Raw genomic sequence first — 17324 nt, 5'->3', positions numbered from 1 at the left:
TTGGATGGATTTTTAACATCAAAAGGGGTGCGAAAGAAGAACTGTGGGTTAATTTTGTAAGTATAGAAATGTCGTTGAAATCCCCAATAAACGGATCATTTTTATTTTAAATAAGTCACCATTTAATACTATACATATGTCTATTTTCGATAAAAGAATCAATTATAAACCTTTTGAGTATCCGGAGGTATTGCAATTTACAGAAGCTATAAATAAAGCGTATTGGGTTCATACCGAAGTCGATTTTACTGCTGATACTCAGGATTTTCATTCGCATTTGAATGCAGCCGAAAAAACAGCCATTAAAAACAGTTTATTGGCTATTGCACAAATAGAAGTAGCTGTAAAAAGTTTTTGGGGTAACATTTACGAGCATTTTCCAAAGCCGGAATTCAACGGATTAGGAAGTACTTTTGCCGAATGTGAGTTCAGACATTCTGAGGCTTATTCGCGTCTTTTGGAAGTTTTAGGTTATAATGATGAATTCGAAAAACTGATGGAAATTCCGGTAATCCGCAAACGTGTCGATTATCTTTCGAATGTATTAAAAGATACCAAATCACAAGACAATAAAAAGTATGTAGTTTCATTGATTTTGTTTAGTATTTTGATCGAAAATGTATCACTTTTTAGTCAGTTTGCGATTTTATTATCGTTTACAAGGTTTAAAGGATATATGAAAAATGTGAGCAACATTATCGCATGGACTTCTATCGACGAACAAATTCATGCCAATGGCGGAATTTATATTGTAAACAAAATACGCGAAGAATTCCCGGATTATTTCGACGAAGAAACTTTAACGCTTATTAGAGAAACAGTTAAGGATTCGATTAATGTAGAAGCAGATATATTAGACTGGATTTTTGAAGATGGTGAAATCGAAACAATCAAAAAAGCAGATTTGGTAAACTTCATGAAATTTAGATTAGACGAAAGTCTGACTCAAATCAATATTCCAACAATATTTAATGTTCCGGCCGAGGATTATAAAGCAATGGCATGGTTCGAAGAAGAAGTTTTTGCTAACAGTCTGGATGATTTCTTTGCGAAAAGACCGGTAGAATATACCAAACACGACAAAAGTATTACGGCAAACGACCTTTTCTAAAACAGCAAATTACAATTATGAATACAATAGATACAATCTCAGGAAACAGTGCTCCGCTAAGCGAAGCAGACAATAAAATGTGGTGGAAAAACTCTGAAAGTGAGCAAATTTTAAATCGTGGTTATCTTTTAAAAGGTGAAACTGTAGAAGGTGCAATTGACAGAATTTGTACCGCTGCAGCAAAAAGATTGTACAAACCCGAGTTAAAAGAGTCTTTTGTAGAAATGATAGAACGCGGCTGGATGAGCATTAGTTCACCGGTTTGGGCCAATATGGGAACAGAACGCGGTTTGCCAATTTCTTGTTTTAATGTTCACGTTCCCGATGAAATTGAAGGAATTACACATAAATTAGGCGAAGTAATCATGCAAACCAAAATTGGAGGAGGAACATCCGGATATTTTGGAGAATTGCGCGAAAGAGGAAGCGCCGTAACCGATAACGGAAAGAGTAGTGGAGCGGTAAGTTTCATGAAACTTTTTGACACAACAATGGATACCATTTCGCAAGGTGGCGTTCGCCGAGGTGCATTTGCGGCTTATTTAGACGTAGATCACCCGGATATCGAAGAGTTTTTGAAAATAAAAAGCATTGGAAATCCAATCCAGAATTTGTTTACCGGAATTTGCGTGCCCGATTACTGGATGCAGGAAATGATCGATGGCGATGCAGATAAAAGACAAGTTTGGGCTAAAGTTCTCGAAAGCCGTCAGCAAAAAGGATTGCCTTATATCTTTTTTAGCGACAACGTAAACAAAAACAAACCACAAGTTTATAAAGACAAAAACCTGCGTATCAACGCGAGTAATTTGTGTAGCGAAATCATGTTGCCGTCAAGCTTTGATGAATCGTTTATTTGCTGTCTTTCTTCAATGAATCTGGAACTTTATGAAGAATGGAAAGATACTGAAGCCGTAAAACTGGCGATCTTTTTCCTTGATGCCGTTTTACAGGAATTTATCGAAAAAACCGAAGGAAACTATTATCTGGCAGCAGCGAATCGTTTTGCAAAAAGACACCGCGCATTGGGATTGGGAGTTTTAGGATGGCATTCGTATTTGCAAAAAAATATGATTCCGTTTGAAGGTCTTGAAGCCAAAATGAAAACCACAGAAATTTTCAAACATATTAGTGACAAAGCCGATAAAGCGACTCAGGATTTGGCCAGAATTTACGGCGAACCGGAATTGCTAAAAGGATACGGAAGACGTAATACCACAACAATGGCAATTGCGCCAACCACTTCATCATCGGCTATTTTAGGACAAACTTCGCCAGGAATTGAGCCTTTTAGCAGCAATTATTATAAAGCTGGCTTGAGCAAAGGTAATTTTATGCGTAAGAACAAATACCTAAAAACATTATTAGAAGAAAAAGGTCTTGATAACGAGGAAGTTTGGAGAGAAATCATGCTAAATGGCGGAAGCGTTCAGCATATGAGTCAGTTGAATCAATTAGAGAAAGATGTCTTTAAAACCTTTAAAGAAATCAGTCAGTTAGAGATTGTACAACAAGCCTCTATCCGTCAGAAATATGTAGATCAGGGGCAAAGCATCAACTTGAATATTCCTTCGGATTTGCCAATTAAAGAGGTAAACCGTTTGCTGATCGAAGCTTGGCAATTAGGAATCAAAAGCTTGTATTACCAACGCAGCCAAAGTGTATCTAAAGAATTAGTTACGAGTTTGGTAACTTGTAGTAGTTGCGAATCATAAAATTAAAGGCTGTCTGTTTAGACAGCCTTTTTTTTGTGGCAATTTTTGGCCCACGGATTTTACGGGTTAAGCGGGTTTTCACTGGTTTTATTTAAGGTCCAGCATCTTTGTCAAAGTTGATCATCGCATTTTTGTCATCCCGAGAAACGAGGGATCCCCGCAAATAACTCGACAAAAAAATGTCACCAGAATCTTGTCATCTCTCGACGGAGAAGAGATCACAGAAGAAATGCCGCAAAGAAAATCAACAATCTTTGTCGAGTTCCGTGTGTGATCTCTCCTGCGTCGAGATGACAAACAGTACGTTATAACTTTGCCAAAGTTTAAAATTTTGACAAAGATCTATGCTCATTTTTGTCATCCCGAGGAACGAGGGATCTCCGTTAGTAGCTCGACATGGTAGATAAACCTTGTGTCAGTTTCTTGCGAGGATCCCTCGTTCTAAGATGACAAACTATAAGATAATATTGTTATGAAAATGATTGCCCTAGCCCCGATAGAAGTGGAAATCCTTTTGTTCCGGGGTTCGGAACAAAAGATTGGAACGGATAGCGGGATTAGCTCCTAAAAAAAAGACTGCCCTTTTACAGACAGTCTCTTTCAAACTAAAAAAACAAAAAACTAATGGCTTTTACTATTTTCAAAACCTAAAATAGTAATGGTATAAGGCGTATTAGAAACCTTGATTTTCTTGGCAATTGCCATTGTCGACAAGTTTAATTGCAGTAATTCTCCCGTGCTTGGAGAAGTGATGTACGCAAAATTCTCTGTTAACTGAATTTGTGGTTTTGATGTGGCATCGCTCGCCGTTTCCGGAATTACTTTTGCCTCTTTTTCAACTTGCAAACTCGTTAAGTTGAATAATTTGAATTCACCAGAAAACAATAGAATTCCTAATTTGCTGTTGTTGTAACTTACTTTACATTGCATAATGTTGGTGCTTTGCAAGATTGGTTTTATGGTTCCGGCTGCAACATCAATTAAATAAGCGCCTTTTGCGGCAGTATATCCTATAAATTTTCCTTTGGCTTTAGTTTCTAAAATGGTTCCAAACCAAGCCGTTCCAAAATCTTCAGGAAGTGCAATTAGTTTTTGTTTTCCTGAACTTTCTACTACCAGAACGCCGCTTGCAGAACCAAAAACAGCGTAAGTTCCGTCAGAAGCATTTCCGTGGATTCCCTTTGTTGCAACAGTAGATTCGAAAAGTGTTTTACCGGTATTATCGATAATTTTTACTTTTTCAGGTAATGTTCCCGCAACCGAATTGTCTTTTTGAGTAATAGCATAAGTTCCGTTTGAGAAAGTCGCCATAGCGCCGTGATGCGCCAATAATCCAGCATTTATGGTTCTGAATTTAGCTCCGGCAGTATTGATTTCAGATTCTTTGGCCACAGATAAAGTTCCGTCTCCATCGTTGAAAGTCAGTAATTCTCCAATTTTACTTTTAAAGTGCGTTGGCAAAAGCGATTGACCAGTTAGGGCACCAAATTTCGGAATTCCGTCTACATCAACGTGATCGCCGTGACTTTCGAATCCGCTGTCAAAAGTTTCAACGGTATTGTCTGCTCTGTGTACAATTCCGGCATATCTTCCTGATTCTGTAGTATAAAGTGCCGATTTTGCAAATTTTGCATTAAAAGAAGTGATCGTCGCATCAACCGGATTTACTAATGTAATAGCTGTGGTTTTTTCATCAGAAAGTAAAATTCTCAAATATTTGTATTCAGCAAGCGTTTCTTCTGGCGTTTCGGTGGTATTGTCATCGTCATTGCTACAAGAGACAGCAAAAGTGGATAAAGCAAATAAGAAAAGGAGCTTGAAATAATTGTTTTTCATTGTAAAACGTGTTTAAATTAATTTAGGTTTAAAAAATGTGTAGATTAAAAATTGATGGTAACAGGCATTGATTTGTAAACACTTAAATTATAAGTGGTGTTTTTGTATAAAAGAACCCAATTGTATTGCCCTGATTGCCATGATTTGTCTGCTGTTGTTGGGTTTCCTTCGGCATCTTTGTCTGCGCCAACAACGATACTTTCGCCGCCCCAAGCATCATTGATTTTTTGCAGCGTAGCAATTTTTGAAGCCGGAGCAAGACCTTTATGTTCTACTTTTGAGATCACTATAACTTTTTTGAAATCAAGATTATCAATACTTTCAGGATGGTAATTCAGGCTCTTTTTGATTAAAACCGAATATAATATTCCGTCGCCCATAATCTGGCTTACTTGTGCATGTGCCGTAATCTTATCATTCTTTTTGAAGATCAATTCCGGTTCTACCCAGGTTTCCATATAATAAATAAGATCGTCATTTCGCGAAAGCATATCACGGCCAATTAGCGGATCAGCGGGCATATTGGCAGGATCTGTAATGATAACTTCTTCTTTGATTTCGAGTTGCGATCCGTTTTCGTCCAGAACAATAAACGAGAAATCAAATTTACCTTCGGGTGCATCGGCAGGAATATTAAAGTGTTTATGAACATTGGTATTTTTAGCTCCTTTGTATTCTGCAAAAGACAATTCGAACTTCCAGACTTTGGTATACGTTTCTCCTTTTTTTGGAAGTATTTTAATTTGGACATCGGCGATTTTGTCTCCGGCAAGTACATCAGCATTAAAATGGAAGTCACGTCCAATTAAAGCTTTTTTGTTATTGCCAGTTCCAATTTCAACATTGGTGGCTGTTGGTTTCAAAACTTCGTTGTTGTCGTCATTGTCGTTGTTACATGCCGTAAATCCAGCGGTGACAACAAAAAACAGCAGAAATAATTTTGCTTTTTTCATAAGGAATTGGGGTTTGTTAATTGAATTCATATTAAATTGATTTATGTATTAAAAAGGGAATTTTAAGCGATAGAATGATGTTTCTACTGGCTTCGGGAAGTTCGATCAACCTGTAAAAACTGGTATGATTGAGGTATTTTGTATTGAATAAATTCTGAACCTGAAGGCTAATAATAAAATCCTGTTGTCCTGCTTTTGCTTTGGTTCCCATCGCGAGATTGAACACGTTGCTGGCTGCAGTTTTTCTTTCGGGTGGAACGATTTGATTTTGCTGAGCCGTATACCGATAATCAAGCGAGAAATAAGTGTCTTTCAAATTTTTGATTTCCGGATTGTACGTCATCCCAAATAAAACCGAAGCCGGCGGAGAAAAGGGAAGCGTATAGCCTTTTTTGCTCCCAGATAATTGCTCAGAATAAAGATATTCGGCCAGAATTTCGCCGCTTAAATTTTTCAGGAACTGATAACGCGTCTGCAATTCACTGCCATAACGCATCACTTTACTTTGCTCGTATTCAAATACCTGATTGCCGGCACCGTAATAAATATCATGTTGCGAAGTAGGATTGAGGTAAATGTAATTGGGGAAATAATTAAAAAACGGACTCAGTTGCACCGACCATTTATTTTCCTGCCATTCCATACCAAGATCTAACTGATACGAACGTTCTGCCGATAAATTAGGATCTCCTTTTTCGAACCTGAAATAATGATAATTTACCCCGTTTGAAGCCAGTTCTTTGGCAATTGGCATTCTAAAACTCGTTCCCAAATTGGCTTTAAGCGACCATTGTCCCAGCGTATAATTCACGCCTGCTGACCAATTGAAACTATTGAAAGTTCGCGTAAGTTCTTGAGATCGTTGTAAATATTGCTGCGTAGTCTGACCGTTTTCGGTGACTTCGCTTTGAAACCAATCGGTGTATGGTTTCATTTCGATTTGACCATGATCCAGACGAATGGCACCTTGAAGCAGCCACAAATCATTGAGCTGAAATTTATCATAAACAAATAATCCTGCGTTTGATTGTTTAAAGGCAGGAATCAGAAAACTCCAGCCGTTAATCGCATTTTGCTGTTGCTCGCCATTTAAACCTACTGTAAATTGATGTTTTCCTAACGAAAATTCATCCTTAATCGCAACTGAAAAAACTTCTTTATCATATTGTCTTTCCAAGTCTTTTGGCGCATACATATCGTCAGGATAAATAGGCGGCATATAACCATGATTGACATAATGGCTCCATTCGCGACGGAAATTCTGCTGAAAACCCAATTGTGTTTCGAGTTTGTGAGTTTCTATCGAAAATGAGGTTGTATTACTAATTTTAGTATGCGTCACTTCCTGAAAAGGCATCAGTATATCACGGCTCGATTTGTCGTGAAGTTCCGTGTCAACGTTTCGCGGTTCTAGCCCGTGTGCATTGGCAAAAAAGCCACTTTTGGTGTAAATATTACTTACGTAAAAAATAGATTTAAAGCGATCCGTAACATAACCCACACTTCCGTGTACATCCATTTCACGACCTGCTGTATTACGTAAATGGTTTTTGTAAAGCGGAACTGCATAATTGTAAACCTGCACTATATCAGTTGGTACGCGGTAATCGCCATAATCCATAGCGGTTATTCTGGTATCGAAAAACCATTTTTCATTTCGACCAAATAAATTAAACGATCCTCCAAATTGTTCGTTGTTGCTTTTGCCTGTAAAATCAACGCTTCCGCCCAAAACATGTTGGGCAGGAAATGGCACAGGTTTGATATTAATGGCGCCACCAATCGCATCAGATCCGTACATGAACGAAGATGGTCCTTTGATAATTTCAACCCGATTAACGGCATATTGATCGATTTCTAAACCATGATCGGCGCCCCATTGCTGGCCTTCGTGTTTGATACCATTCTCGACCACAATTACCTGATTAAAACTGAGTCCGCGTATTAAAGGTTTTGAACCTCCGGAACCAATAGAAATAGTTTTAACGCCCGGAAGTCTTTGCAAGGATTGCATCAGGCTTCCGCCGAGATTTCGCTGAATAAAACTGCTGTTAACGCTTTCGATATTCAGGGATTCCTGTTTTTTTCGACGTAATTCATAATTAGCAGCAATGACTACTTCCTGCAATTGTTTTACCTCTGGTTTTAACAAAATTGTAGGTATCGTATTTGAATTTTCATCCAAAAAAAGTTTCATTTCATAAAACGAATAACCGGAATGACTCACTGTTAATCTGTTAGAGTTTTTAGGGATTTGTGGAAAGAAAAAACGCCCTTGTTGGTCTGTAATAGTACTTATAGCTGAAGGATAAAGGGTAACGATAGCGCCATCCAACGGTTTATGCCCGTCGGAAAATACGCTGCCGGATACACGAACAGATTGTGCTGCAGCTTTTGTAACTATAGCAAAGCAACAAAGCAGGAGGAAAAATGTCTGTAATCGATTCGGTTTATTTTCGTTCATCAATTCATTATAAAATTTTAATACTTAAGCCTTTAATCGTTTGCCAGCCTTCTTTATCAGTCAAACGAATCATGAAATGATAATCGCCCGGATCGATATCGGTTGGGATTGTAATTTCCTGAACAGCTTCGTAACTTTTTGGTCCGTCTGGAATCGTAACCGAATTGATGTACAACAAAGGATTTACAGGTTTTTTGATAGGATCTGCAGTACAATTATTGACTTCTGTGCTGTGCGTGTGATGATCAAAATTGTGGTGAATGTCGAGACTGTAAGATCCCAAAGCAGTATTATCTGTAAATTTTGCTCTGAAAGTGATTTTCTGTCCTCGGGTAATTTCGCTGCATTGTATCGGGAATGCATTCGAAGCCGAATTATCGATTACAGGATATTCGGTGTCAATTTCGTTGTTGTCACTGCTACAGGATGAGAGAGCGAGAACAGCTAATAATACACAGAAGAGCGTTTTTGTTTGCTTCATTTGGATTGATTTTTAAAGGATTATATTTAGAAAATGGGTTACGGAAAGCAGGAAATAATTACTAATTATTAATTGTGAATTGGGAAAGTAAGTCGTGCGAAGGGATGATTCAATTGGAATATTGAATTTACTTGTGATAGAAAATAAGGTCTGGTACTACTTCTTAATCTGATTTTAGACAACGTAGTTTTATTCCCCGTAAGGGAAAACTTTACGTTTTAAAATAAGAGAAAGCGTTTCTAAGCAAGTTGTTGCAAGAAAAATGAAATAGTAATGATTAAGAAAAGTGAATTGCTTTTCTGACCTAAATTAGATTCTAAAACATATAAGTGCACATCAATTCATATAAATGAAATGATTACTTTTTATAGTTTTAAACAATAGGAGGTGCCCTTAATGAGAATAAAGAGCCTTTGAAAAATGGAGAATATGATTTTGAATAAAAACAGGTAAAATGAATTATTGTACTGTTTTTGTAAAACTGAAACGTAACAAATTCAAAAGTAGTAACAGGACTAAATTTAAAATGACAAATAGCGCATTCTTCATTCGAATGATCGTGTATTTTAAATTCGGTTTTTTCCGTATGATTTTGGTGTTGAGCGCATTTGTGCGCAACATTATGGCTTTGTATGTGTTCGTACGAATGTATTGCCGGAAATAGTATAGCAAATACTACTATTAGCGGCATAAAAAGATTTAAGATTTTAAAATTCTTTTTCATTCAGATGAATCGATATTGATAATGCAATATTGTTGCAAATATAAAATTCTTATTTACAAATGCAACATTGTTTCATTAAAAAATATAATAATTAGTGAGATAGAGAGAGTAAAGAGTAAAGAGTAAAGAGTAAAGAGTAAAGAGTAAAGAGTAAAGAGTAAAGAATATAGAGTAAAGAATATAGAGTAAAGAATATAGAGTAAAGAATATAGAGTAAAGAATATAGATTGATTTTAGAATCAAAACTTAGATTTCAATCTGCTTAGGGTTTCCTGGGAGACATTGATGTATGAGGCGACGATTTTGTTGGGCAAACGTTTTACGATCGTTGGGTTTATTTTTAGCAGCCATTGATAGCGCTCTAAAGCATCCATGGTGGTAAACGACATTAATCTGTTGGTATTATTTACGTAGGCTTTTTCTAAATACGAACAATAGAATTGCATCCATTCCGGAACGGTTTTGAGGAGATGATTAAAATCTTCGTGACTGATATACAAAAGTTCCGATTTTTCGATTACCTGAATATATTCTAATGAAGGTAGTTTGGTAATAAAGCTGACCAATGCTGTAGCAATTTGATTTTCGAAAGCAATATATCGGGTAACATCTTTTCCTTCTTCATTGATAAAATAAAGCCTCAAACAGCCTTTGCCCACAAAATAAGTATGCTGACTGGTTTGTCCCGCCGAAAGCAAAAGGTCGTTTTTATCGTGTTTTAAAGGTTTAAAATAAGATAAAATCGTATTAAGGTTTTCATCAGAAACCTCAATACGATTTTTTATATAATCACCAAGTTGCTCGTATATCATTTGTTACTTATAATCTCTCACAAATTTGCGGTAATAAATAATATCCTCAATAGACAATACTACCAAATCGTGTTCTTCTGCAAAGCTAATGATTTTGTCAAGTTTAGCCATGCTGCCATCTTCATTCATTAACTCGCACAAAACAGCTTCTGGTCGTAAACCTGCTAATTTCATCAAATCTACACTGCCTTCGGTATGTCCGTTACGTTCGAGAACGCCATTGTTTTTGGCACGTAAAGGGAAAATATGTCCGGGTCTGGCTAAGTCAGAGGCTTTTGCATTTACAGCGCTTGCCGCTTTAATTGTGGTAATGCGATCTGCTGCCGAAACTCCTGTTGTCACGCCTTCTTTGGCTTCGATAGTGATCGTAAACGGAGTCTGAAAACTGCTTGTGTTTTCCTGAACCATATAGGGCAATTCGAGTTCATCAGCTTTTTCGTTAGGCAAACAAAGACAAACAATTCCGCTGCATTCGCGAATCATCATGGCCATGTCTTTGACGCTCATATGTTGTGCCGAAAAGATCAAATCGCCTTCGTTTTCGCGGTCTTCATCATCGGTTAATAAAATTCCTTTTCCGTTTTGTAAATGTTGTAATGCGTTTTCTACGCGTTGTATGCTTGTTAAGCCAAATTTTTCTAAAGGATATGTTAGTGTGCTGATCATTTTGTTTTGGGTATTTTTAAATTAATGAGCAGCAAATCTAGAATTGTTTAACATGCAAAAGTTTGATGTAGGTCAATAAAATGAGCTTTTTAGTTGGCTCCGAATTTTAAGTTTGACGCGAAAAGAGTTGCCACGAATTTGCTTTGCCTGTTCGCTATCGCTCGAGTCACGAATTTTTACGAATTATTATAAGGGAATATTTAACCACAAATTACGCAAATTTTCACAAATTTCTTTTTATAATCTTTGAGGTTAAAAAAAAATAATTCGTGAAAATTGGTGAAATTCGTGGCAAACTGTTTTCTTTAACACAAAGTATCACAAAAGAAATTTGCGAAAATTTGCGTAATTTGTGGTTACATAACCCCATAATAATTAGTGGAAATTAGTGAAATTCGTGGCGATCTTTAACACAAAGTATCACAAAAGAGATTTGCGAAAATTTGCATAATTTGTGGTTAAATAATCCCATAATAATTAGTGAAAATTAGTGAAATTACTTCGTCAGTTCGCTTCGCTCGTGTCGTGGCAAAAAACTTTTAAACTAGTTTAAGAAGTGCTTCCGTATCGATAACTTCTGCGAATTCGTTATGCAAACTTGCCAGGGATATTTGATGCACTAATTCCGAGTCGTATTTTTCTCCGTTGATGCCCATTCGGTCGAAAGTAGCTGTTGCGTCGGAAATTAGATAAACATCAAAACCAAAATTCCCCGCCATTCTTGTGGTTGTCGAAACACAATGATTCGTGGTAAGTCCCACAATTACAAGTTTATGAATGCCTAGATTATCAAGTCTTTCCTTTAAATCAGTTCCTATAAAAGCGCTGTTGACATTTTTTGAAATTATAGGTTCGCCAACAATAGGTTTTACTTCGTCTTTGATTTCGAATCCGGGATGTGAGGCATGTAGTTTCGAATCGGGATGCATGGAACTATGAACGATATGAAAAACGGGTAATTTTAGCGTTCTCCATTTTTCGAGAATCTGAGCCATTTTTGTTTCGGCATCTTTGTTGTTGCGGTTTCCACCCCAATGATTTTCTTCATTAAAACCTTTCTGAACATCAATTAAAATAAGGGCTGTATTTTGGTCTCTAAGCTTCATCTTTTTATCAATTAGATTGTTAGATACAAATTTACCTTTCTATTAAAGATCAAAAAAGGACAAACGATAGTCGTTTTAAGACCATTTATTTTTTATTGCTGAAGGCAAAGCATCAAGATGAGATTCGAGTACAATACGCAATTGTTTCGAGGTTTTGTAACCACACAAATGCGCAATATGTTCTATTTTATAATCAGAATTGCTAAGCAGACTTTTTGCCTTTTCGATTCTAAGTTTCGTTCGATATTCGGCGATGGTAATTCCGGTTTGTTTCTTGAAAATTAGGGTTAGATTTCTGGGGCCAATGTGAACCAATTCGGCAAGAAAATCAATTGTCGACGTTTTATCAAGGTTTGAAATAATCCAATCCTGAATGATGTGAATTTTTTCGTCATGATGATTTCGGTTTTGCAAATACACACTTTCCTGTTCGTCATTGCCATGTCTTCTTTTGTATACGACCAATTCTTTGGCAATTTTCGCTGCAGTTTCTTTGTCGTGTCGTTCTTCGATAATATGCAGCGCCAGATCGATTCCGGTTATGATTCCGGCGCTGGTATAAATAGTTCCCGATTGGGTAAATAAAGTGTTGTTTTGTGTTTGCGCAAGCGGAAAATCTTTTTTGAGTTTATCAACCAGTTTCCAGTGTGTCGTACATTCTTTACGGTCTAAAAGTCCGGCTTTCGCCAAAATAAAAGCGCCGGAACAGATGCTGCAAATCGTAGTTTTATTTTTGTTTACTTGCTGAAGCCATTCAAAAAACGAAGCATCTTCAGCATTCAGATCGATTTGGTGTGTATTGCTTCCTGAAATAACAACAATATCATTTTCCTTTGGATTCGTTTTAGAAAAGTGAGTAAGCGCCGCCAATTCTAATCCCGAAGAACAAACCACAGCTGATTGACTGCTAATATATTGCAACTTATAATTGAATCCTAAACCTATTGCTTCCTGAAAAACTTCGACAACGCCACTTAAATCCAAAAGTGTAACTTGTTGAGGAATGTAAAAATAAACCGTTGTTAGTGTTTCTTTCATTTTCAGAATGTATTTATTAACCACATTTTAAGCACACAAAAATAAATCATTAATTTCATTTTTTAGTTCCTGATAAAATTGCAATATGCTTTTACTTTATAATAAAAGAAGTTTTTATGTAGCTAAAAGACTATGTATTCACTAATAATCCAAAAAAATCTAATTGTAGATTAAAATCATTATTATCAATGATTTAAGTGTTTAAGTTGGTATTTTTTAAACAAATAAACAATCTTATTGATAAAGTGTTAAGGAAATCGCTATAAATTCTCTATTCCAATTTTATTTAAACGTACATTTGAATCTAATGCGACCCAATCATGAATTCAAAAAAGAATATAAAGATTTTACTTACTGACGACGATGAAGACGATAGGGATTTTTTTGCAGAAGCTCTCGAAGATCTCGACCTTGATTATCCCGTCGAATTTTGTAAAAATGGGGTAGAACTTCTTGATCGTCTTTATGATCCTACTTTGGCCATTCCGGACATTATTTTTTTAGACCTTAATATGCCTATTTTGTCTGGTTTTGAAACTTTGCAGCAAATTCGTGAAGATGCCAAGTTTAAGGATATTCCGGTTATCGCGATTTATTCTACTTCTGCTACTATAGATGGGGTCAAAAATACTTTCGGTTTAGGGGCTAACGCTTATGTTGTAAAACCTATTGCTTTTAGTGATTTAAAGAAATTATTAAAAAAGGTCATCGAAACAGATTGGGCAGAAAAATTATCAGATGTCAGAATTGAATCTTTTGTCATCACAGTTTAGTTTTAAAAAATATGCAATTTTAATAGTATGCATTGATTTATAATGAATTAAATATTTAAAGAATGAAATCATGCATATGCAAAAGAACAATTTGCCCAAAGCTACCCGCCAGGATTTTCCCATAGTTGGTATTGGTGCTTCAGCAGGGGGGTTGGAGGCTTTTAAACAGCTTATAGAAGCGATTCCAGCAGATTCTGAAATGGCTTATGTCATTGTGCAGCATTTGCATCCATTGCATGATAGTATGCTTACAGAATTGCTTTCGCGTGTAGCCAAAATTCCAATAAACGAAATTACCGATGATATTCATCTGGCTCCCAATACCATATATGTCATTCCGGAGAATAAATTACTTACTTCTTTTGATGGTGTTTTAAAGTTAAGTCCACGTGTAAAAGACACCAAAAATCAGGCGATCGATGTTTTTTTCAATTCATTGGCCGAAGTGCATCTGGATCTGGCCTATGGCGTACTGCTTTCAGGAAACGGATCTGACGGAACAATTGGCCTTAAAGCCATTAAAAAACACGGCGGAATTACTTTTGCTCAGGATATTGAAGCTGCTAATAACGAAATGCCACAAAACGCGATCAATGCCGGAGTGGTAGATTATGTGTTATCGCCGGCTAAAATTGTCGAGAAACTTATTGAACTTACAAAAGCAAGAGATCAAATTAGCGAAGAAAATGATCCCAATGACGAAGGTGTATTTCAGGAAATTATCAAAATTTTGCGTCATCATAGCGGTGTAGATTTTACCTATTATAAACAAACTACCATACGCCGACGCATTGCCAGAAGAATGGCTTTGAGTAAAATTGTGAATTTAAAAGATTATCTAAAAGTACTTCAGGGAGATAAACTGGCGCCCGAAGATTTGTTCAACGATTTATTGATTCCTGTGACTGAATTTTTTAGAGATACCAAGATATTTCAGACAATGAGAGAAAAGGTTTTTCCCTTATTAACGAACAGAGTAACCGAAGGAAATGCCATACGTATCTGGATTGCAGGATGTTCTACCGGCGAAGAAGCGTATACACTTGCAATTGCCCTTCATGAATTTTTAGGTGAAAATCTCGAAGGAAAAGAAATTCAGATTTTTGCTTCGGATATTTCAGAAGTGGCTATAGCCAAAGCACGAATTGGGTTTTACAGAAAATCTCAAATGCGAAATGTTTCTGAAACCATTCTGACCAAATATTTCACAGCCAATACAAACGGTTATAAAATTAAAAGGCAAATTAGGGATTTATGCATTTTTGCCGTGCATAATTTTCTAACAGATCCGCCTTTTGCCAAAATGGATCTGATTACGTGTCGCAATGTGTTCATTTACATGGATTCGTTTTTGCAGAAAAAATCGCTTACTACTTTTCATTACGCCTTAAAAGAAAACGGATTTTTACTTTTAGGAAAGTCAGAAACGGCTGTTCCTGCAGCAGAACTTTTTCAGCCTTTTGAAAAAGCAGGAAAAATTTATACCCGTAAACAGGTTTCAGGCCGATTTGTACATTCCGGTATGGGATCGAATGATAAATTGAAAACTTTAAAAACTGATATTCAAAGAAAAGAGATCATCAAAGAAGATTTTAGAAAAAGCGCCGAAGCTTTATTAATTTCGAAATATACTCCTGCCAGCGTTATTGTAAACGAGCAAATGGATATTGTTCATATCAACGCATCTATAGCCGAGTTTATTGAACTTTCGACCGGAAAACCAACGTTTAATTTACTAAAAATGACCCGCGAAGGTTTGGCTTTCGAACTTCGAAATACCTGGCATAAAGCCAAAGAAACCGGAGCTTTGGTAAAAAAGGAAGGTATTCAGGTTAAGAACAAAGGGATTATTAGCGAAATATCGATCGAAATTCAGCCATTAGAAGATACTTCAGAACCTTACTTTTTGGTCTTGTTTTATAAAACTGTGGTTCGAAAAGAAGATGTACTTTCGAATCAGTTTACGGCAGAAGAAATACGCGAAAACACTAATTTAAGAAGGATTGCACAGCTCGAGAAAGAACTCGCCAAAATTCATGACGATGTAAATGCCATTAGCGAAGAGCAGGAAGCGTCGAATGAAGAACTGCAAAGTGCCAATGAAGAATTATTGAGTGGGAGCGAGGAACTGCAAAGTCTGAATGAAGAACTCGAAACCTCAAAAGAAGAATTGCAATCCAGTAACGAAGAGCTTTTGCAGATCAATCAGGAACTCCTGAACAAACAGCAGCAAATAAATATTTCTAAAAATTATACCGAGGCCATTGTAGCCACACTTCGTGAACCTATAGTGGTGTTAGATACCAATTTAAGAATAAAAAATATCAACAGGGCATTTTCTAAAAAATACAATATTACCAAAGAAGAAGCCACAGGAAAATTGATTTACGAAATACAAAATCATCTTTTTGATAATATCCCGATGCGCGCGATGCTCGAAAAAGTATTGCCCGAAAAAACACAGCTTGATGATTATCAAATCTCGGTAAATTTGTTGCCTTACGGCGAAAGTGTCATGCTGCTAAATGCCAGACAAGTAACTAATGAAACCAGTAAAGAGCAACTGATTTTACTGGCTATTGAAGATATCACAGAACGTCGCATCATCGAAAAAAGATTGCAGGTATTATCAAGCGGTTTCGAAGCGAAAGTAGAAGAACGTACTGCCGATTTATTGACAGCCAATAAAGAACTCGAAAGTTCTGTTAAGAACCTGCATGGTGCCAATGTCCAGTTACAGGAATATGCCTATGTGGCAAGTCACGATTTGCAGGAACCTTTGCGTAAAATATTAATGTTTATAAGCCGATTGCTGGAAATGAACGAAGATTTATCTCCTCAGGTAATTGCATTAATAGAAAAAATCAGCAAATCCTCACTAAGAATGAATACGCTGATCAAAGATTTACTGGCGTATTCCCATCTTAATAACCCTGACAGACTCTTTGCAGTAACCGATCTCAATGTTATTATAGCTGATATTATGATCGATTTTGAGTTAATGATCGAAGAACGTGATCTTGAAATAAAAGTAGGGGAATTGCCTGTTATCAATGCGATTCCGTTACAAATGAACCAACTTTTTTACAATTTAATAAGCAATGCTCTTAAGTTTTATAAAAACGACGGTTCGATCTCTAAAGTCGAAATCAGCTCGCACAAAATGACCGTCAGTCAGATTAAAAAATATCCTACTTTAGATCCTAAATTGAGCTATTACGAAATCATTATAAAAGACAATGGCATAGGTTTTAACAAACAATACGAGAATAAAATTTTTACCATCTTCCAAAGGTTACACAACAACGAGGTCTACACCGGAACCGGAATTGGCCTCGCCATTGGCAAAAAAATCGTAGAAAACCACAAAGGTATTATCTTCTCAAAAGCCGAAGAAAATATTGGTGCTGAGTTTCATATTATTTTGCCTGTTTAAGAGTTTATTATTTAGTTAATTAATGAAAAGACGATATGCTTAGAGGTGTATTGTCTTTTTGTTTTTATGGAGGTTTTGTAAAACGGGTATTTATACTTGGTGGTTGGTTTTTATTTAGTGGTATACTTGTTTGAAATAAATTTTAGCGGATTATGGATTTCCGTAAAGTGGGGAATTGTTGAATACTGATATTTGTTTGTGCAAAAAAT

13 protein-coding genes are annotated in these 17324 nt (G+C 36.4%); 4 read left to right on the top strand and 9 right to left on the bottom strand.

Annotated elements, in window-relative coordinates; genetic code table 11:
• Window positions 1-136: 136 nt before the first annotated feature.
• Both ACIDC4_RS01085 and ACIDC4_RS01080 read left to right on the top strand, forming a co-directional pair.
• Window positions 137-1111 carry a ribonucleotide-diphosphate reductase subunit beta gene (locus ACIDC4_RS01085; protein ID WP_230037694.1) on the top strand — a complete coding sequence of 325 codons (975 nt, stop codon included), beginning with the start codon at window positions 137-139 and terminating at the stop codon, window positions 1109-1111.
• A 17-nt stretch (window positions 1112-1128) separates the two neighbouring features.
• Complete coding sequence (locus ACIDC4_RS01080) at window positions 1129-2826, top strand: ribonucleoside-diphosphate reductase subunit alpha (protein WP_412043267.1); 1698 nt, start codon at window positions 1129-1131, stop codon at window positions 2824-2826.
• Window positions 2827-3447: 621 nt separating this feature from the next.
• Here ACIDC4_RS01080 and ACIDC4_RS01075 read toward each other — a convergent pair.
• The 9 genes from ACIDC4_RS01075 to ACIDC4_RS01035 form a co-directional block, all read right to left on the bottom strand.
• Complete coding sequence (locus ACIDC4_RS01075; RefSeq protein WP_412043266.1) at window positions 3448-4662, bottom strand: hypothetical protein; 1215 nt, start codon at window positions 4660-4662, stop codon at window positions 3448-3450.
• 44 nt (window positions 4663-4706) lie between these two features.
• Entirely contained in the window at window positions 4707-5615 is a 909-nt protein-coding gene (locus tag ACIDC4_RS01070) for a DUF4625 domain-containing protein (protein WP_412043265.1), read from the bottom strand.
• A 31-nt stretch (window positions 5616-5646) separates the two neighbouring features.
• Window positions 5647-8079 carry a TonB-dependent receptor gene (locus tag ACIDC4_RS01065; RefSeq protein ID WP_412043264.1) on the bottom strand — a complete coding sequence of 811 codons (2433 nt, stop codon included), beginning with the start codon at window positions 8077-8079 and terminating at the stop codon, window positions 5647-5649.
• A gap of 7 nt (window positions 8080-8086) precedes the next feature.
• Window positions 8087-8560, bottom strand: coding sequence for a DUF4625 domain-containing protein (locus tag ACIDC4_RS01060; protein WP_412043263.1), 474 nt, complete (start codon window positions 8558-8560; stop codon window positions 8087-8089).
• Window positions 8561-8933: 373 nt separating this feature from the next.
• The gene (locus ACIDC4_RS01055; RefSeq protein WP_488381121.1) at window positions 8934-9251 is read right to left on the bottom strand and encodes a hypothetical protein; all 318 of its coding nucleotides are present in this window, start codon (window positions 9249-9251) and stop codon (window positions 8934-8936) included.
• 272 nt (window positions 9252-9523) lie between these two features.
• Complete coding sequence (locus ACIDC4_RS01050) at window positions 9524-10096, bottom strand: Crp/Fnr family transcriptional regulator (RefSeq protein WP_412043262.1); 573 nt, start codon at window positions 10094-10096, stop codon at window positions 9524-9526.
• A 3-nt stretch (window positions 10097-10099) separates the two neighbouring features.
• Entirely contained in the window at window positions 10100-10762 is a 663-nt protein-coding gene (ribB, locus tag ACIDC4_RS01045) for a 3,4-dihydroxy-2-butanone-4-phosphate synthase (protein ID WP_412043261.1), read from the bottom strand.
• A 539-nt stretch (window positions 10763-11301) separates the two neighbouring features.
• Window positions 11302-11868, bottom strand: coding sequence for a cysteine hydrolase family protein (locus ACIDC4_RS01040; protein WP_412043260.1), 567 nt, complete (start codon window positions 11866-11868; stop codon window positions 11302-11304).
• Window positions 11869-11943: 75 nt separating this feature from the next.
• A complete protein-coding gene (locus ACIDC4_RS01035) occupies window positions 11944-12906 on the bottom strand; it encodes a GlxA family transcriptional regulator (protein ID WP_412043259.1) in 963 nt (320 codons plus the stop codon).
• Between the two features lie 320 nt (window positions 12907-13226).
• Between ACIDC4_RS01035 and ACIDC4_RS01030 the strand changes: the two genes are divergently transcribed.
• Window positions 13227-13679: a response regulator gene (locus ACIDC4_RS01030; protein WP_412043258.1), complete on the top strand. Its 453-nt coding sequence runs from the start codon at window positions 13227-13229 to the stop codon at window positions 13677-13679.
• A 76-nt stretch (window positions 13680-13755) separates the two neighbouring features.
• Entirely contained in the window at window positions 13756-17115 is a 3360-nt protein-coding gene (locus tag ACIDC4_RS01025) for a CheR family methyltransferase (protein WP_412043257.1), read from the top strand.
• The last annotated feature ends 209 nt before the right edge of the window (window positions 17116-17324 follow it).

This window comes from Flavobacterium sp. C3NV (genome assembly GCF_046825355.2).
Classification (GTDB): Bacteria; Bacteroidota; Bacteroidia; order Flavobacteriales; family Flavobacteriaceae; genus Flavobacterium.
The sequence above is the reverse complement of the archived record's forward strand: the minus strand, read 5'-3'. Positions and strand labels throughout refer to the sequence as shown.